We start from the raw sequence: 18,673 nt of genomic DNA, 5'->3' as shown, positions 1-18,673 counted from the left end.
AATACTCAATTAAGTTAATTTTTATCTTTCTTGCCCTTGTAATCCCAATTGCTGTCCCAATATAGGGTGTTAAGGAAAGATATTGGCTCGGAAAATTAGGCTTGAAAACGAATTCGCCTATCCCCATATCTGAATCAGATAACAAAGTTAGCGTAAGTTAAAAGTTTTTTTGGAGGACTCCATGGGTAAAATTATTGGTATCGATTTAGGTACAACTAACTCTTGTGTAGCTGTACTTGATGGCGATAAAGCACGCGTGATTGAAAACGCGGAAGGCGATCGCACTACCCCGTCGATCATCGCATATACAGGCGAAGAAGTATTAGTTGGTCAGCCTGCGAAACGCCAAGCTGTAACAAACCCAAAGAATACCTTCTTTGCTATTAAGCGTCTTATCGGTCGTCGTTTCAAAGATGACGAAGTGCAGCGCGACGTAGACATCATGCCATTTAAGATCATCGCGGCAGACAACGGTGATGCATGGGTTGAAGCGCACGATAAGAAGATGGCACCGCCACAAGTTTCTGCAGAAATTCTGAAGAAGATGAAGAAGACTGCCGAAGACTACCTGGGCGAGCCAGTAACCGAAGCGGTTATTACCGTTCCGGCTTACTTTAACGATTCACAACGTCAGGCGACAAAAGACGCCGGTCGTATCGCTGGTCTGGAAGTTAAGCGTATTATCAACGAGCCTACTGCTGCGGCACTGGCTTACGGTATCGATAAGAAGCAAGGTGACAACATCGTTGCGGTATACGACTTAGGTGGTGGTACCTTCGATATCTCTATCATCGAGATCGACAGTGTCGATGGCGAGCAAACTTTCGAAGTGCTTGCAACTAACGGTGACACTCACTTAGGTGGTGAAGACTTCGATAACCGTCTGATCAACTACCTGGCCGACGAGTTCAAGAAAGAACAGTCTCTGGATCTGCGTAACGATCCTCTGGCGATGCAGCGTCTGAAAGAAGCTGCCGAGAAGGCGAAGATCGAGCTGTCTAGCACGACTCAGACTGAAGTTAACCTGCCATACATCACGGCTGATGCGACAGGTCCTAAGCACTTAGTGGTTAAGATCACTCGCGCCAAGCTTGAGTCTCTGGTTGAAGACCTGATCCAACGTTCACTAGAGCCGCTAAAAGTGGCACTGGCTGACGCAGACCTGTCTGTATCAGACATCAACGAAGTGATTCTGGTGGGTGGTCAAACCCGTATGCCTAAGGTACGTGCAGAAGTTTCAGCCTTCTTCGGCAAAGAGCTGCGTCAAGACGTTAACCCAGATGAAGCGGTTGCTATCGGTGCTGCGGTTCAGGCGGGTGTATTGGCTGGTGACGTGAAAGACGTACTGCTGCTAGACGTAACGCCACTGTCTCTGGGTATCGAAACCATGGGCAGCGTGATGACTAAGCTTATCGAGAAGAACACCACTATTCCGACTAAGGCTAGTCAGACCTTCTCAACGGCAGATGACAACCAGAGCGCGGTAACCATTCACGTGCTACAGGGTGAGCGTAAGCAATCTAGCGCCAACAAGTCGCTGGGTCAGTTCAACCTGGAAGGTATCGAGCCTGCACCACGTGGCATGCCACAAATTGAAGTGGCCTTCGATATCGACGCCGATGGTATTTTGCACGTGTCTGCGACCGACAAGAAGACGGGCAAGGCACAGAATATCACCATCAAGGCCTCTTCTGGTCTGAGCGATGAAGAAGTTGAAGCTATGGTACGTGACGCCGAGGCGCACGCCGATGAAGATGCTAAGTTCGAAGAGCTAGTGTCTGCACGCAACCAAGCTGACGGCATGGTTCACGCGACTAAGAAGCAGATCGAAGAAGCGGGCGATGCACTGCCAAGCGAAGACAAAGAGAAGATCGAAGCTGCGATGGCTGACGTCGACACTGCCACTAAGGGCAACGACAAAGAAGCTATCGAAAAGGCAACGCAAGCCCTGATGGAAGCGTCTGCCAAGCTGATGGAGATCGCTCAGGCTAAGGCGCAAGCTGGCCAAGGCGAGCAGGCTCAGCAGTCTAACGAAGCTCCTGCTGATGATGTTGTCGATGCCGAGTTTGAAGAAGTTAAAGACGACAAAAAATAATTCAGGCCCAGCCTAAATTATTTCCAGCGGGCGTTATGGGGTAACTCTAACGCCCGTTCGTATAACTTAAGGGGCAGTTGATCTTTTTAGATTGAACAAAAAGTAAACCTAAAAGGTCAACAGACCCTAGCGCAGAAAGTATGAGACTATGTCAAAGCGAGATTATTACGAAGTATTGGGCGTAGGTCGCGACGCCAGCGAGCGTGAGATTAAGAAGGCCTATAAGCGCCTCGCCATGAAATTTCACCCGGACCGTAACCCAGGTGACAAGGCGGCCGAAGCCAGCTTCAAAGAGGTAAAAGAAGCCTACGAAATTCTAACCGACAGCGATAAGAAGGCGGCCTATGACCAGTTTGGTCATGCGGGAGTCGATCCTAACCGCGGCGGTGGCGGATTTGGCGGCGGCGCCGACTTCGGTGATGTATTCGGTGACGTATTTGGTGACATCTTCGGTGGTGGACGCCGTGGTGGCCAGCGTCAGGCGGCGCGCGGCTCAGATCTGCGTTACAACCTGGAACTGTCACTGGAAGAGGCGGTGCGTGGCCTGACCAAAGAGCTACGCATTCCAACCTTAGCCACCTGTGACCTCTGTGACGGTAGCGGCGCCAAGAAAGGCAGCTCTCCGACCACATGTGGTACCTGTCACGGTCAGGGCCAGGTGCAGATGCGCCAAGGTTTCTTCGCTGTGCAGCAAGCCTGTCCTACCTGTCATGGCCGCGGTAAGATCATCAAAGATCCTTGCGGTAAGTGTCATGGCGAAGGCCGCGTAGAGAAGAGCAAGACACTGTCGGTGAAAATTCCTGCGGGTGTGGATACCGGCGATCGCATTCGTCTGTCGGGCGAAGGGGAAGCGGGCGAGTTTGGCGCGCCTCCAGGGGATCTCTATGTACAGGTCACAGTGCGTGAGCATGCCATCTTCGTACGTGACGGTAACAACCTTTACTGCGAAGTGCCTATCTCATTTAGCACGGCGGCATTGGGCGGCGAGATCGAAGTGCCGACACTTGATGGCAAGGTCAACCTGAAGATCCCATCGGAAACTCAGACCGGTCGTATGTTCCGTCTGCGTGGCAAAGGGGTCAAGTCGGTGCGCAGCCATGCGGTTGGCGACCTATTGTGTAAGGTGGTGATGGAAACGCCTGTGAACCTGAACGACAAGCAGAAAGAGCTGCTACGTGAGTTCGATAACACCCTGACGGGTTCATCAAAGAAGCACAGCCCTAAGGCGGAAGGCTTCTTCGATGGCGTGAAGAAGTTCTTTCAGGACTTGAACAGCTAAGCCTTGCTGATACACAATGAAAAACCTCGCGATGCGAGGTTTTTTTATCGCTATATGTTTTATACCAATCGTAGTAAATGATTGATCATGCTAGTTTGTTAAAACGTCCGATAACTGCGTTACTATTTTTGATTGTAGAATAACTACTTATCGAAAAATTCTGCCCTGTTCTCGAGCGTTTTTCCTGCACTATTTCTGATCACTTACTTACCGTGATTGCTATTAGCTATCTTTAAATAGCCAAGAATAAGGTTTCATAACGAGAAGGGATGAGAGATGAAACAGTTAACCGCAGCGCTGGTAATATTTTTATTAGCCGGCTGCGCTACCACACAATCGCCCACAGGGCGTAAACAGACCCTGCTGTTTTCAGCCCAGCAGATGGATCAGATGGGGGCCGAATCTTTTGCTGAGATGAAGAAGCAGCAGAAGGTGAGCCAGGATAAGCAGGTCAATCAGTATGTGGCCTGTGTGGCCAACCGCATCACCTCGGTATTGCCGGGCCGTCAGCCCAACTGGGAGGTGGTGGTGTTTGAATCGGATCAGGTTAACGCCTTCGCCTTGCCCGGTGGCCACATTGGTGTCTATACCGGATTGCTCAAGGTGGCGAAGAATCAGGATCAGCTGGCGACCGTTATCGGCCATGAGGTGGCCCACGTGCTGGCCAATCACAGCAACGAGCATGTGTCACGGGCACAGATGACAGGTGTTGGCATGCAGATCGCCGGCGCCGCCATCGATGTCAGCGGCCTGAGCAACAAAGACCTATACATGTCGGCCCTTGGCCTGGGCGCTCAATATGGCTTTATCCTGCCCTATGGCCGTGCCCAGGAGAGCGAGGCCGATGTGATGGGCGTCGAGCTGATGGCCAGAGCCGGGTTTGACCCCAGCCAGAGCATCAGTCTGTGGCAGAACATGGCTAAGGCTGGAGGCAGTCAGGGTCCCGAGCTGTTATCGACCCATCCGTCTCATGACCATCGCATCGCCGATCTGCAGCAGATGCTGCCAGAGGTGACGCCGCTTTATCGAGCCGCGAGCGCCGGTGGAAAAAATCGCTGTGACTAGGGTCAATTTTTGGGTTTTTTATCACAGTCTGTGATAAAATCCGCCGCGAAATTAATTGAATAAATGAGAGTACAATCATTATGTCTGATAAGTTCACCACAATTGAACAGCACGCCAGCTACGGCGTTGGCCGCCAATTAGGCGAGCAGCTCGCAGCTAACTCATTCGAAGGTATCGATATTTCAGCTGTTCAGGTTGGTCTGTCAGATGCGTTTGAAGGTAAAGAGAGTGCTGTCTCTATGCAAGATCTTCAAACTGCATTCACTGAGATTAGTCAGCGTATTCAAAAGGTTCAGGAAGAAGCTGCCGCGGCTGCATCGGCCGAAGGCGAAGCTTTCCTGGCTGAAAACCAAAAGCGTGACGGCGTTGTGACTCTAGAGTCTGGTCTGCAATACGAAATCATCACCGAAGGTGCAGGTGACAAGCCTAGCTATGATTCGACTGTGCGTACTCACTACCATGGTACTTTCATCAGCGGCGACGTATTCGACAGTTCAGTACTGCGCGACCAGCCTGCCGAGTTCCCAGTTTCTGGCGTGATCGCCGGTTGGACCGAGGCACTACAACTTATGCCTGTTGGTTCTAAGTGGAAGCTGTATGTACCGCATCACCTGGCCTATGGCGAGCGTGGCGCAGGTGCCTCAATTCCTCCTTATTCGGCACTCGTGTTCGAAGTGGAATTGCTCGACATTATCTAATCGAAAAAGCCTAAGCGTTTGCTTAGGCTTTTTTTTGAAATGATTTGGCGTTAGCCTTGTGCTCAAATAACTGCAGCAAATGTTTAGGAGAATTAGATGACAGAGCAAGTAAGAGTGGCGATAACCGGTGGCAGTGGTCGCATGGGCCGAACTCTTATTGAATCGGCAAAACTCAGCAGCAATATCTATTTAGGTGCGGCGGTTGAGCGTGCGGGTTCCACATTGATAGGTGTCGATGCGGGCGAACTCGCCGGTGTGGGCGCGATGAATGTTGCCATCACTGATTCGCTGGACAATGCCGTAGACGACTTCGATATCCTGATCGATTTTACCTCACCCGAGGCCAGTGTGGTGCATACCGACTGGTGTTCCCGCAACGGTAAGGCGATCGTCATCGGCACCACAGGCTTTAATCATGCCCAGAAAGAGCAGATTGCCGCCTACGCCGAGAACACGCCGATCGTGATGGCGCCTAACATGTCTGTGGGGGTCAACCTGATGTGGCGCCTGCTGGAGCTGGCCGCCGAGGTGATGGGCGACTACACAGATATCGAGATCATCGAGGGTCACCACAGACATAAGAAAGATGCGCCGTCGGGTACAGCACTCAAGATGGGCGAGGTGATCGCCGAAGTCTTGGGGCGCGACCTGGAAAAATGCGCCGTCTATGGCCGTGAAGGGATCACCGAAGAGCGTAGCCGTGAGACCATAGGCTTCTCTACCATTCGCGCCGGCGATTTGGTGGGTGAGCACACCGCCATGTTTGCCGATATCGGTGAGCGTCTGGAGATCACCCATAAGGCCTCGAGTCGAATGACCTTTGCCAACGGTGCCATGCGCGCCGCATTTTGGCTGGGTGATCAGGGCCCCGGATTATACGACATGCAACAGGTCTTGGGCCTGAAGGATTAGTATTTAAAAAAAACGCCAATTTGGCGTTTTTTTTTGAAAGAAAGTACCGCTTATCTATAGACGAGCTTCACAATTACCTTTAAAATTGTCGGAATTTGTCAAAATTTCGTATTTAAGCGGAAGTTGGTATTTTAAACACAAAATAAAACCTTATTATTCAATGGCTTGGCTCTTTTCGGAGGTCGCGTTGACAAAGTCTGCCTTACTCGTACTCGAAGATGGAACCGTATTCTCTGGCACTGCAATCGGTGCTGATGGACTCGCAGTTGGTGAAGTGGTATTTAACACTTCCATGACGGGTTACCAAGAGATCCTCACGGATCCTTCCTATTCTCGTCAAATTGTTACTCTAACCTACCCGCACATTGGTAACACTGGTACCAATAGTGAAGATACCGAATCTGAAGCCGTCCATGCCTGTGGTCTGATCATCCGCGATCTACCGCTACTGGCGAGCAACTTCAGAAATGAGCAATCCCTTAGCGATTACCTAAAAAGCAATAATGTTGTAGGCATTGCCGATATCGACACGCGTAAACTAACACGTATCCTCAGGGAAAAAGGGGCACAAGCGGGTGCCATCTTAGTGGGTGACATGGATGAAGCTAAGGCGCTGGCGGCTGCCAAGGCGTTCCCTGGCTTGAAAGGCATGGACTTGGCCAAAGAAGTGACCACGCAGAAGCAATACCAATGGCGCAGCGGTAGCTGGCGTCTGGTGGGCGGCCTGCCGAGTGACACTCCTGAGTCAGAACTGAAATACAAGGTCGTGGCCTACGACTACGGTGTTAAGCGCAACATCCTGCGTATGCTGGTTGACCGTGGCTGCGATGTGACCGTAGTTCCGGCGCAAACCCCAGCTGCCGAAGTGCTGGCGATGAATCCAGATGGCATCTTCCTGTCAAACGGCCCTGGTGACCCAGAGCCATGTGACTACGCCATCGAAGCGATTCAGGCTTTCCTCAAGACTGACATTCCACTCTTTGGTATCTGCCTTGGCCATCAGCTATTGGCACTGGCCTCTGGCGCTAAGACGCTGAAGATGAAGTTTGGTCACCATGGTGCCAACCATCCGGTAAGCAACCTGGAGAAGGGCAACGTGATGATCACCAGCCAGAACCATGGTTTTGCTGCCGATGAGACCAGCCTGCCGGCCAACGTTAAGGTGACTCACAAGTCGCTGTTTGATGGCTCGCTACAGGGTATTCACCTGACCGACAAGCCAGCGTTCAGCTTCCAGGGCCACCCTGAGGCAAGCCCGGGTCCACACGACGCCGCGCCGCTGTTCGATCACTTTATCGAGTTGATCGAAGAATATCGTCATAACGCCAAGTAGTCCGGGAGAAAGTTTCAGCAATGCCAAAACGTACAGACATAAAAAGTATTCTTATCCTGGGTGCTGGCCCGATTGTTATCGGTCAGGCATGTGAGTTTGACTACTCTGGTGCCCAGGCGTGTAAGGCGCTTCGTGAAGAGGGTTACCGGGTTATTCTGGTGAACTCTAACCCAGCGACCATCATGACAGACCCAGAGATGGCCGATGCGACCTACATAGAGCCTATCCACTGGGAAGTGGTGCGCAACATCATCGCTAAGGAACGTCCCGATGCGATTCTGCCGACCATGGGCGGTCAGACTGCACTGAACTGTGCCCTGCGCCTGGAGGCAGAAGGTGTGCTGGCCGAATTTAACGTCGACATGATCGGCGCGACGGCCGATGCCATCGACAAGGCCGAAGACCGTAGCCGTTTCGATGCGGCGATGAAGAAGATTGGTCTCGAGTGTCCTCGCGCCGGTATCGCCCGCAGCATGGAAGATGCCTACGAGGTACTTGAGCAGGTTGGTTTCCCTTGTATTATCCGTCCATCATTCACCATGGGTGGCTCGGGCGGTGGTATCGCCTACAACAAGGAGGAGTTCGAGGAGATCTGTTCTCAGGGTCTCGAGCTGTCACCGACCAACGAACTGCTGATCGATGAGTCGCTCATCGGTTGGAAAGAATATGAGATGGAAGTGGTTCGTGACCGCAACGATAACAGTATTATCGTCTGCTCTATCGAAAACTTCGATCCTATGGGCGTGCACACCGGCGACTCAATCACAGTCGCACCGGCGCAGACCCTGACAGACAAAGAATATCAGCTGATGCGTAACGCTTCACTGGCGGTACTGCGTGAGATCGGCGTGGAAACCGGTGGTTCAAACGTTCAGTTCGGTATCAACCCGAAAGATGGCCGTATGGTGATCATCGAGATGAACCCGCGTGTATCGCGTTCATCTGCCCTGGCGTCTAAGGCAACAGGTTTCCCTATCGCCAAGATCGCCGCCAAGCTGGCGGTGGGCTTCACCCTGGATGAGCTGAGCAACGACATCACTGGCGGTGCCACCCCAGCCTCGTTCGAGCCTGCCATCGACTATGTGGTTACCAAGGTGCCACGCTTCAACTTCGAGAAATTTGCCGGCGCAAATGACCGTCTGACCACTCAGATGAAGTCTGTGGGCGAGGTAATGGCGATTGGTCGTACCTTCCAAGAGTCGCTGCAAAAAGCACTGCGCGGCCTCGAGGTCGGCGTTAATGGCCTGGATCCTATCGTCGATGTAGAGGATAACGATGCCCTGTCGCGCATTCGCCACGAGCTGAAAGAGCCAGGCGCCGAGCGTATCTGGTATATCGCCGATGCCTTTCGCGCCGGTCTGAGTCTGGATGCCATTTTCAAGCTGACCAATATCGACCCTTGGTTCCTGGTGCAGATTGAAGAGCTGCTATCACTTGAGAACCAAGTGAAAGAAGCTGGCATGGCTAGCATGGACAAAGATTTCCTTTACAAGCTCAAGCGTAAAGGTTTCTCCGATGCGCGTCTGGCGGCCCTGATGGGGGTCAGCGAGTCTGAGATGCGTAAGCTGCGTTACCGTCACGAAGTGTACCCTGTGTACAAGCGCGTCGATACCTGCGCCGCCGAGTTCTCGACTGACACCGCCTACATGTACTCGACCTATGAGGAAGAGTGTGAGGCTAACCCATCTAACCGCGATAAGATCATGGTGCTGGGTGGTGGTCCTAACCGTATCGGCCAGGGTATCGAATTCGATTACTGCTGTGTGCACGCGGCGCTTGCCCTGCGTGAAGATGGTTACGAGACCATCATGGTCAACTGTAACCCAGAGACAGTCTCTACCGACTACGATACTTCTGACAGACTCTATTTCGAATCTGTGACTCTGGAAGATGTGCTGGAGATCGTCCGCATCGAGCAGCCTAAAGGGGTTATCGTGCAGTACGGTGGTCAGACGCCGCTGAAACTGGCTCGTGACCTGGAAGCCGCCGGTGTGCCTATTATCGGTACCAGCCCGGATGCCATTGACCGCGCCGAAGACCGTGAGCGTTTCCAGCAGGCGATTCAACGCCTGGAGATGAAGCAGCCGGAAAACGATACCGTGACTACGGTAGAAGGTGCCGTTATTTCCGCCGAGCGTATCGGTTACCCGCTAGTGGTACGTCCATCCTACGTACTGGGTGGCCGAGCCATGGAGATCGTTTACGACGAGCAAGACCTGCGTCGTTACTTTAACGAAGCGGTTAGCGTCTCTAACGCCTCGCCAGTGCTGCTGGATCACTTCCTCGATAACGCCACCGAGGTGGATATCGATGCGGTATGTGATGGCACGACTGTTGTGGTTGGCGCCATCATGGAGCATATCGAGCAGGCGGGTGTTCACTCGGGTGACTCGGGTTGTTCGCTGCCTCCCTACACACTGAGCCAGGAGATCCAGGATCAGATGCGCGAACAGGTGCGCAAGCTGGCGATGGAACTCGGCGTTGTGGGTCTGATGAACGTGCAGTTCGCGGTACAAGACAACACCATCTACATGATCGAGGTTAACCCGCGTGCGGCCCGTACCGTACCATTCGTCTCTAAGGCGACGGGTGTACCGCTAGCTAAGATCGCCGCGCGCGTCATGGCCGGTCAGAGTCTGGAGGAGCAGGGCTTTACCAAAGAGGTAATTCCACCTTTCTACTCGGTGAAAGAAGTGGTACTGCCATTTAACAAGTTCCCGGGTGTTGACCCGCTACTTGGCCCTGAGATGCGCTCTACCGGTGAGGTAATGGGCGTGGGTGCAACCTTCGCCGAGGCCTATGCTAAGGCTGAGCTGGGTGCCACCTCTGAGGTGCCTAAGTCTGGCCGTGCGCTGCTTTCTGTACGTAACAGCGACAAGAAGCGTGTTGCCGACCTGGCCGCCAAGCTGATTGAGCTGGGCTATGAGATCGATGCTACCCATGGCACCGCAGTCGTGCTGGGCGAGGCGGGTATCAATCCTCGTTTGGTGAACAAGGTACACGAAGGGCGTCCGCATATTCTTGACCGTATCAAGAACGACGAGTACACCTATATCGTGAACACTACCGAAGGCCGTCAGGCGATCGAAGACTCACGTCAGCTGCGTCGTGGCGCGCTGCGTTACAAGGTGAACTACACTACAACTTTGAACGCCGCCTTCGCGACCTGTATGGCGCACTCTGCCGACAGTCGCACCAATGTGACCTCAGTGCAGGAGCTGCACCAGCGCATTAAGGGCTAAGGGTTAACCCTTACGAAAAGGCCGCGCAAGCGGCCTTTTTTATGGGCGTTCAATTCGTTGAAATAGATATAACAAGGCAATCTTGATGCTGGGCGAATGGCGCCATCTTGCTTGCCTTGGGCGAGCCATGGAACACACAGTTCTGATGGCGTGCTAACAAACTCTTGGGGATCCGATAGCTTCTCTATGCATCAGGGTATAGAATAGATGGATTCCAAGCGTTCTTTATTCCTGGTCAGTGGCCCTAGTGGTCAGGCTGACTAGGCTGCTTTTGTTTTGAGGAGACGAGTGTTCCTATGAATAAGGTTCCAATGACAGTTGTTGGTGCAAATCAACTGCGTGAAGAGTTAGATTTTTTGAAGTTTGAGAAGCGTCCAAAAATTGCCGAGGCCATTGGGATTGCGCGTGAACTGGGCGATCTGAAAGAGAACGCCGAATACCACGCCGCCCGCGAAGAGCAGGGGCTGTGTGAGGCCCGCGTGCGCGATATCGAAGGCAAGCTGTCTCATGCACAGATCATCGACGTCACCAAGATGGAAAACACGGGTCGTGTTATTTTCGGCACCACGGTAACCATCCTGAACCTGGATAGCGACGAGGAATTTACCTACCGCATCGTGGGTGAAGATGAAGCCGATATTAAGGCGAACCTTATTTCTGTGACCTCGCCAATCGCTCGCGGCTTGGTGGGTAAATCGGAAGGGGATGAAGTCTCTATTCAGACCCCGGGTGGCATGACAGATTATGAGATCACTGCGGTAGAGTATATCTAAACTGATTTATGCTCGATTCATGCCCACAAAAAAGCCGCTATCGATAGCGGCTTTTTTGTGGGCATGAGTCCAAGAGTTATTTCGCTCTTGGTACGGCAATCTTCATCTCTGGAGATTGACGGAATAGGACCAATACGTGACCGATAAGCTGAACCTTTTCAGCTTGAGTTTCGCGTACAATGGCGTCAACGACTGCATTTTTTAGCTCTCTGTCTCCAGAGGCAACTTTCACTTTGATTAATTCATGATGAGAGAGTGCATTATCAATTTCAGCCAGTACACCTTCAGTCAGGCCATTGGCACCAAGCTGCACAACAGGCTTGAGGTTATGCGCTAAGCCTTTTAGATGCTGTTTTTGTTTGGTTGTTAAGTTCATTTCTACCAACTTTATGCTGAGTTACTGTTGAAAAACCGCTATTCTACCCTCATATAGCCTTTGTGTAACTCATATTTGTTGCGGATTTTAAATGTCAGGTAAAAAACGAACAGCCAGTTCCACCCGTTGGATGCAGGAACATTTCGATGATCATTATGTTAAGTTGTCGCAGAAACGGGGATTGCGTTCGCGCGCTGCGTTTAAAATAGAAGAGATACAACAAAAGGATAAGCTGATCCGCCCCGGCATGACAGTGGTGGACCTCGGGGCTGCCCCAGGGGGCTGGTCGCAGATTGCCGTCAAGCTGGCGGGAGAGACGGGTAAGGTTATCGCCTGCGATATCCTGCCTATGGACCCCATCGTCGGCGTCGATTTCCTGCAAGGTGATTTTCGCGAGGAGAAGGTGCTTAACGCCTTACTCGAGCGGGTCGGCGATGCTAAAGTCGATGTTGTGTTGTCGGATATGGCACCTAATATGAGTGGTACGGGCGGTGTAGATCAGCCGCGCGCCATGTATTTGGTGGAGCTGGCACTGGATATGTGTCATCAGGTGTTGGCACCAAATGGTAGTTTTGCTGTCAAAGTCTTTCAGGGGGAGGGCTTTGATGAGTATATGAAGGCGGTGAGAGAGGCATTTACCACCGTTAAAACACGTAAGCCAGACTCGTCGCGACCGCGTTCGCGTGAAGTCTATCTTGTGGCGACGGGTTACAAGTTGTAGTAACCTAACGTCAGTAACCGCAAGACTGTATGAGGTCTAGTAATTTTGAGTGATATGGCAAAAAATTTAATTCTCTGGGTTGTCATCGCCGTCGTGCTGATGTCAGTGTTTCAGGGCTACTCCCCCTCTTCATCGAACTCCATGAAGATGGATTATTCAACTTTCTTGGATGATGTTCGCTCCGGCCAGATCAACACCGTCGAGGTGAAGAGTGACCAGCGTACCATCGAGGGTACCAAAAGAACCGGGGAAAAATTTACCACTATCATGCCTATGTATGATCAGGATCTGATCAACGATCTTGACCGTAAGGGTGTGACCATGAAAGGTCAGGAAGCCGAAGAGTCAGGTTTCCTCACACAGATCTTCATCTCTTGGTTCCCTATGCTGTTGCTCATCGGGGTATGGATCTTCTTCATGCGCCAGATGCAGGGCGGTGGCGGTAAAGGCGCCATGTCTTTCGGTAAGAGTAAAGCCAAGCTGATGAGCGAAGATCAGATCAAGACCACCTTCGGTGACGTCGCCGGTTGCGACGAGGCCAAGGAAGATGTCAAAGAGCTGGTCGATTACCTCAAAGAGCCGACTAAGTTCCAGAAACTGGGTGGCCGTATACCTACCGGTGTGCTCCTGGTTGGTCCTCCAGGTACGGGTAAGACTCTACTTGCCAAGGCGATTGCCGGTGAGGCCAAGGTGCCTTTCTTCACAATTTCCGGTTCTGACTTCGTTGAGATGTTTGTCGGTGTCGGTGCCTCACGTGTTCGTGACATGTTTGAGCAGGCGAAGAAGTCTGCGCCTTGTATCATCTTCATCGATGAGATCGATGCCGTAGGTCGCCAGCGTGGCGCGGGTGTCGGTGGTGGTCACGACGAGCGTGAGCAGACCCTTAACCAGATGCTGGTTGAGATGGATGGTTTCGAGGGTAACGAAGGTATCATCGTTATCGCCGCGACTAACCGTCCAGACGTATTGGATGCTGCCTTACTGCGTCCGGGTCGTTTCGATCGTCAAGTGGTGGTTGGCCTGCCAGACGTACGTGGTCGTGAGCAGATCCTTAAGGTGCATATGCGTAAGGTGCCGCTGGCCGATGACGTTAAGGCGAGCGTGATTGCCCGTGGTACACCAGGCTTCTCTGGTGCCGATCTGGCTAACCTGGTAAACGAAGCGGCGCTGTTTGCTGCCCGTGGTAATCGCCGCGTGGTGGGCATGGAAGAGTTCGAGAGCGCCAAAGACAAGATCATGATGGGCGCCGAGCGCCGCACCATGGTAATGTCTGAAGAAGAGAAAGAGATGACCGCCTATCACGAAGCGGGTCACGCTATCGTTGGCTGTCTGGTACCCGAGCACGATCCTGTGCACAAGGTGACTATCATTCCTCGTGGCCGCGCCCTGGGTGTGACCTTCTTCCTACCTGAGGCCGATGCCATCAGCCAGAGCCGTCGTAAGCTCGAGAGTCAGATCTCTGTGGCCTATGGTGGACGTATCGCCGAGGAGTTGATCTATGGTAGCGAGCGTGTCTCTACCGGTGCTTCTCAAGACATCAAGTATGCGACTACGATTGCGCGCAACATGGTGACCCAATGGGGCTTCTCGGACAAGCTAGGTCCGGTATTGTACGCCGAAGATGAGGGCGAAGTGTTCCTCGGCCGTAGCATGGCTAAGGCGCAGCATATGTCGGATGAGACGGCGTCGATTATCGATCTCGAAGTGAAACAGCTGATCGATAATAACTATGGACGCGCGCATCAGTTCCTGACAGATAACATGGATATCCTTCACGCGATGAAAGATGCGCTGATGAAGTACGAGACCATAGATGCGACTCAGATTGACGACCTGATGGCCCGTCGTGAGGTGCGTGCACCGGCCGATTGGAACATGGATGAGAATGGTTCAAACGGCAAGGGTAATGGCGGTCGTGGTGAGGCGGTTACATCGCCAGAGCCAAGCGAAGCGCCTGCCGCCGAGCCTGCGAGTGAGCCAAAAGAAGGTGATGAATCACCTGTAGTTAAGTAACCATCTTTGCGATAGATTAATTGCATTGTCTAAGAAAACCCCTTAACGGGGTTTTCTTGTTTACGTCTTTAGCGTGTGATCGAGGAGCCTCTCTTGCAGCAAGGGTTTCAACTTGTCTGTGGCGATAAATGCCTGGACCTTTCTCAGCCCAGAGTGATGGGCATTCTTAATGTGACACCGGACTCCTTCTCCGATGGGGGGCGTTTCGCAAATCTTGAGCCTGCCTGTCGCCATGCAGATAGTTTGGTTAGCGAAGGCGCCAGCATCATAGATATCGGTGGCGAGTCGACTCGCCCCGGCGCTGCCGAGGTCAGTGTGCAACATGAGCTGGATAGGGTGATCCCTCTGGTGGAATATGTCAGTGCTCATCACGATGTGTGGATCTCGGTCGACACCAGCAAGCCTGAGGTGATGAGTGAGGCGGTTGCTGCCGGCGCCCATCTGATCAACGATGTACGTGCCCTGCAGGAGCCTGGTGCCCTAGCCGTGGCCGCCAAACTGAATGTGCCCGTCTGTCTGATGCATATGCAGGGACAGCCGAGAACCATGCAAGATGCGCCTGTATATCAGGATATCATAGGGGATATCAGCGCCTTCTTTGAGGAGCGTATCGAGGCCTGTCTGGATGCGGGAATTACTAGAGACAATCTGCTGCTGGACCCAGGTTTTGGCTTTGGCAAGACGTTGTCACACAACTATGAATTATTAAACCGTCAGGCCGAGCTTAAGGCATTCGGCCTGCCGCTGCTTATCGGCCTGTCGCGCAAGAGCATGATAGGCAACCTGCTTAACGTGCCGCCGAGTGAACGTCTGGCGGGCAGCCTGAGCGCCGCGCTCTTGAGTATTCAACAAGGCGCACATATTATTCGTGTCCATGACGTAAAACCGACCATGGATATGATCAAGGTCATGCAGGCTTGCGCCAATTATCAGGCATTATAGATTGATGCGCGGCGCTAAGAGCGGCGACGCCAATTGGATTAAATAGGAAAGACCCTGGGATGGGGCAGAGGTAATAACAAGTGAGAAAATTCTTCGGAACCGATGGTATCAGAGGCAAGGTGGGCGCGGGTAAGATGACCCCGGAATTGGCGCTCAAACTTGGCTGGGCGGCGGGGCGCGTGTTATCCCGCACCGGCACTAAGAAGGTGATCATAGGTAAGGATACGCGTATTTCAGGCTATCTGTTCGAATCTGCGATGGAAGCCGGCCTGTCGGCCGCTGGTTTGAATGTGATGTTGATGGGACCTATGCCGACACCGGCTGTGGCCTATCTGACCCGTACCTTCAGGGCGGAAGCCGGTGTGGTGATCAGTGCATCTCACAATCCTTACTATGATAACGGCATCAAGTTCTTCTCTACCGACGGTAGCAAACTGGATGACGAGGTAGAGCTGGAGATCGAGCGTGAGCTTGAAAAGCCGCTGGAGTGTGTCGAGTCCCACCTGCTGGGTAAGGTGTCTCGCATCGAAGACGCCGCCGGTCGTTATATCGAATACTGTAAGGGGAATTTCCCTGCCGAGCATACCCTCAACGGTCTAAAGATAGTGGTCGATTGTGCCCACGGGGCAACCTACCATATCGCGCCGAGTGTGTTTCGCGAGCTTGGCGCCGAGGTGATCACCATAGGTGACAAGCCAGATGGCATCAACATCAACCATGAGGTGGGCGCTACCTCTATGGGTAAGATCCGCGAGACAGTGATCGCCGAAAAGGCGGATCTGGGTATCGCACTGGATGGCGATGGTGACCGCATCATGATGGTGAATCGTCATGGTAAGGTGATCGACGGCGATGAGATCCTATATATCCTGGCCTGTGATGCTCAGGATCGCGGCGTGCTCAAAGGCGGCGTGGTCGGTACCCTGATGTCTAACCTGGGGCTGGATTTGGCACTCAAGGCCCGTGATATTCCCTTTGCCCGCTCTAAGGTGGGTGACCGCTATGTGATGGAGCTGCTCAAAGAGAAAGATTGGCGCATCGGCGGTGAGAACTCAGGCCATATCCTGAATCTGGATCATGGCACCACGGGGGATGGTATCGTCGCCGGTATTCTGGTGCTGGCGGCCATGTGTCGTAAGCAGGCGACCCTTGAGGAGCTGACCGAAGGCATTAAGATGCTGCCACAGGTGCTGGTGAATGTCAGATTCGAAGGTACTCACAACCCGTTAGAGGCCGATAGCGTATTGAGCGCCCAGGCGGAAGTGGAAGCCAAACTCGGCGAACGTGGCCGCGTACTGCTGCGTAAGTCGGGCACAGAGCCACTTATTCGTGTCATGGTCGAAGGCGATGTCGCCAGCGATGTAAAAGCCCACGCAAACTATATTGCCGAGGCCATCAAGGCGCTAGTTTAAGGCCCTTGTACAGGATTTAGCCTCGCCGGGTTAAATCCTGTGCTATTTATCCCGCGCGAGGATAAAAAGTAATCGCTTCGACACTTTATCGCAAAAATTCGAGATTTAGGTATTGTAACTTAACAAGTGGTTCGCTATTATTCAGCCCGCTTTCAGAAGGAGACAGTGATGGCACTAAGACGCCCAATGGTCGCTGGTAACTGGAAAATGAACGGTACTGCGCAGCTAGCGCAAGAGTTGTTTACCAAGTTTGCTACCAAGCTTCAAAATGATTCTGCGGAAGTGGTCTTGTGTCCACCAAGTATTTTTCTTGAAAGTGTTCGTCAGCAACTCGATGCTAACAAAGAAGCGTTAAACGGCTGCTTAGTTAGAATGGGTGCCCAAAACCTGAGTCAGCATGACTTCGGTGCCTATACAGGCGAAGTATCTGGGCAGATGCTGAAAGATTCTGGATGTCGCTATGTGATTATTGGTCACTCCGAGCGTCGTAGAATGTACGGCGAAACAAGCGACATCGTGGCGGAAAAATTTGCCGCCGCACAGAAGCATGGTTTGACCCCTATCTTATGTGTAGGTGAGTCGGGTCCAGCACGTGAAGCAAGACGTACCTTCGAGGTGATTGCCGAAGAGCTGGATGTGGTCATCGAGAAGAATGGCACCATGGCTTTTGATAATGCGATTATCGCCTATGAGCCACTTTGGGCCGTAGGGACAGGTAAGAGCGCTACGCCAGAGCAGGCGCAGGAAGTACACGCGTTTATTCGCAAGCGTCTCTCTGAAGTGTCTCCGTATATAGGAGAGAATATCAGGATTTTGTACGGTGGTAGCGTAACGCCGAGTAATGCAGCAGATCTATTTGCTCAACCTGATGTAGATGGTGGACTGATAGGCGGTGCTAGCTTAAACTCTACCGAGTTTTTAAGTTTATGTTCGATAGCGATGAGCGCATAATATGTACGAAGTTCTAATGGTTATTTACTTGTTGGTTGCGTTGGGCCTGATTGGCTTGATCCTCATCCAGCAAGGTAAGGGAGCTGACATGGGGGCCTCTTTCGGCGCCGGTGCATCAGCCACTCTATTCGGTTCTTCTGGTTCGGGTAACTTTTTAACTCGTTCCACTGCGATACTGGCAATTGCCTTCTTTGCCCTGAGTCTGACGATTGGCAACTTGAGCGCAAACCACGCTAAAACCGAAGAGTCTTGGAAAGATTTAGGTGCCGATGCGGCGGCCGTAACTGAGCAAGTTACCGATGCAGCAAAAGACGCACAAAAGTCAGAAGATAAGATCCCTGACTAATCGCTCGAAAGAGCATAGCGCGACTTAGATTAGGCCTTAGTTTGATTTAGGTAGCGTGACTGGAAAAGATGAGTCTCCTCAAACTCATAAAAATTCTTAACCAGTCGAAGTAACGATCACATGCGGATGTGGTGGAATTGGTAGACACGCCATCTTGAGGGGGTGGTGAGCCTAGCTCGTGAGGGTTCAAGTCCCTCCATCCGCACCAAATTTAGATTGAGCCTAGCTTGGTCTGAATCGATAAAGTGGCAGAGGTTTCTGCCTTTATCATTGCAAATATTGTTCACAATCAATATAATTGCAGCAGTTGACGCGGGGTGGAGCAGTTTGGTAGCTCGTCGGGCTCATAACCCGAAGGTCGTCGGTTCAAATCCGGCCCCCGCAACCAGCTTCCCAGTGATGAAGCAGCGCTTCATTTCTGTTACAGGTTCTGAATGATATGACCTCGTGATTACGGGGTTTTTTGTTATCTGGACTTTTGAAATATCGTCATTTGATGATGTCGTACTGGGGCT

The 18,673-nt window shown here is 52.3% G+C and carries 15 protein-coding genes and 2 tRNA genes; 16 read left to right on the top strand and 1 reads right to left on the bottom strand.

Features of this window, described 5'->3' with window-relative positions:
- Positions 1–181: 181 nt before the first annotated feature.
- The 8 genes from dnaK (at position 182) to greA (ending at position 11,397) form a co-directional block, all read left to right on the top strand.
- Positions 182–2,095, top strand: a complete 1,914-nt coding sequence (dnaK, locus tag SHEW_RS14685; RefSeq protein WP_011866641.1) for a molecular chaperone DnaK — start codon at positions 182–184, stop codon at positions 2,093–2,095.
- Between the two features lie 148 nt (positions 2,096–2,243).
- A complete protein-coding gene (dnaJ, locus tag SHEW_RS14680; RefSeq protein WP_011866640.1) occupies positions 2,244–3,374 on the top strand; it encodes a molecular chaperone DnaJ in 1,131 nt (376 codons plus the stop codon).
- A 276-nt stretch (positions 3,375–3,650) separates the two neighbouring features.
- On the top strand, positions 3,651–4,439 hold the full coding sequence (locus SHEW_RS14675; RefSeq protein ID WP_011866639.1) for a M48 family metallopeptidase: 789 nt from the start codon (positions 3,651–3,653) through the stop codon (positions 4,437–4,439).
- A gap of 80 nt (positions 4,440–4,519) precedes the next feature.
- Positions 4,520–5,137, top strand: coding sequence for a BamJ family beta-barrel-assembly machinery protein (gene bamJ, locus SHEW_RS14670; protein WP_011866638.1), 618 nt, complete (start codon positions 4,520–4,522; stop codon positions 5,135–5,137).
- Positions 5,138–5,233: 96 nt separating this feature from the next.
- The gene (dapB, locus tag SHEW_RS14665) at positions 5,234–6,049 is read left to right on the top strand and encodes a 4-hydroxy-tetrahydrodipicolinate reductase (protein WP_011866637.1); all 816 of its coding nucleotides are present in this window, start codon (positions 5,234–5,236) and stop codon (positions 6,047–6,049) included.
- A gap of 160 nt (positions 6,050–6,209) precedes the next feature.
- Complete coding sequence (gene carA / locus SHEW_RS14660) at positions 6,210–7,382, top strand: glutamine-hydrolyzing carbamoyl-phosphate synthase small subunit (protein ID WP_011866636.1); 1,173 nt, start codon at positions 6,210–6,212, stop codon at positions 7,380–7,382.
- 20 nt (positions 7,383–7,402) lie between these two features.
- Complete coding sequence (carB, locus tag SHEW_RS14655; RefSeq protein ID WP_011866635.1) at positions 7,403–10,624, top strand: carbamoyl-phosphate synthase large subunit; 3,222 nt, start codon at positions 7,403–7,405, stop codon at positions 10,622–10,624.
- A 296-nt stretch (positions 10,625–10,920) separates the two neighbouring features.
- Positions 10,921–11,397: a transcription elongation factor GreA gene (gene greA / locus SHEW_RS14650; protein ID WP_011866634.1), complete on the top strand. Its 477-nt coding sequence runs from the start codon at positions 10,921–10,923 to the stop codon at positions 11,395–11,397.
- Between the two features lie 76 nt (positions 11,398–11,473).
- Here the strand turns inward: greA and yhbY are convergent, their stop codons facing one another.
- On the bottom strand, positions 11,474–11,773 hold the full coding sequence (gene yhbY / locus SHEW_RS14645) for a ribosome assembly RNA-binding protein YhbY (RefSeq protein WP_033537396.1): 300 nt from the start codon (positions 11,771–11,773) through the stop codon (positions 11,474–11,476).
- Positions 11,774–11,864: 91 nt separating this feature from the next.
- Here yhbY and rlmE point away from each other — a divergent pair, with 91 nt between their 5' ends.
- The 8 genes from rlmE to SHEW_RS14605 all read left to right on the top strand — a co-directional run bounded on the left by rlmE (position 11,865) and on the right by SHEW_RS14605 (position 18,546).
- Positions 11,865–12,494 (top strand): 23S rRNA (uridine(2552)-2'-O)-methyltransferase RlmE, encoded by a 630-nt coding sequence (gene rlmE / locus SHEW_RS14640; RefSeq protein ID WP_011866632.1) that lies wholly within the window; start codon positions 11,865–11,867, stop codon positions 12,492–12,494.
- A 45-nt stretch (positions 12,495–12,539) separates the two neighbouring features.
- The gene (gene ftsH, locus SHEW_RS14635) at positions 12,540–14,507 is read left to right on the top strand and encodes an ATP-dependent zinc metalloprotease FtsH (protein ID WP_011866631.1); all 1,968 of its coding nucleotides are present in this window, start codon (positions 12,540–12,542) and stop codon (positions 14,505–14,507) included.
- 156 nt (positions 14,508–14,663) lie between these two features.
- The gene (folP, locus tag SHEW_RS14630; protein ID WP_049766587.1) at positions 14,664–15,449 is read left to right on the top strand and encodes a dihydropteroate synthase; all 786 of its coding nucleotides are present in this window, start codon (positions 14,664–14,666) and stop codon (positions 15,447–15,449) included.
- Positions 15,450–15,529: 80 nt separating this feature from the next.
- The gene (gene glmM, locus SHEW_RS14625) at positions 15,530–16,861 is read left to right on the top strand and encodes a phosphoglucosamine mutase (RefSeq protein WP_011866629.1); all 1,332 of its coding nucleotides are present in this window, start codon (positions 15,530–15,532) and stop codon (positions 16,859–16,861) included.
- A 168-nt stretch (positions 16,862–17,029) separates the two neighbouring features.
- Positions 17,030–17,812 (top strand): triose-phosphate isomerase, encoded by a 783-nt coding sequence (gene tpiA, locus SHEW_RS14620; RefSeq protein ID WP_011866628.1) that lies wholly within the window; start codon positions 17,030–17,032, stop codon positions 17,810–17,812.
- A gap of 1 nt (position 17,813) precedes the next feature.
- On the top strand, positions 17,814–18,158 hold the full coding sequence (gene secG, locus SHEW_RS14615; protein WP_011866627.1) for a preprotein translocase subunit SecG: 345 nt from the start codon (positions 17,814–17,816) through the stop codon (positions 18,156–18,158).
- Between the two features lie 122 nt (positions 18,159–18,280).
- Positions 18,281–18,366: transfer RNA gene (locus SHEW_RS14610), tRNA-Leu, on the top strand.
- Between the two features lie 103 nt (positions 18,367–18,469).
- Positions 18,470–18,546 (top strand) — tRNA-Met (locus SHEW_RS14605).
- Positions 18,547–18,673 lie beyond the last annotated feature (127 nt).

Source organism: Shewanella loihica PV-4, from assembly GCF_000016065.1.
Lineage (GTDB): Bacteria > Pseudomonadota > Gammaproteobacteria > Enterobacterales > Shewanellaceae > Shewanella > Shewanella loihica.
The sequence above is the reverse complement of the archived record's forward strand: the minus strand, read 5'-3'. Positions and strand labels throughout refer to the sequence as shown.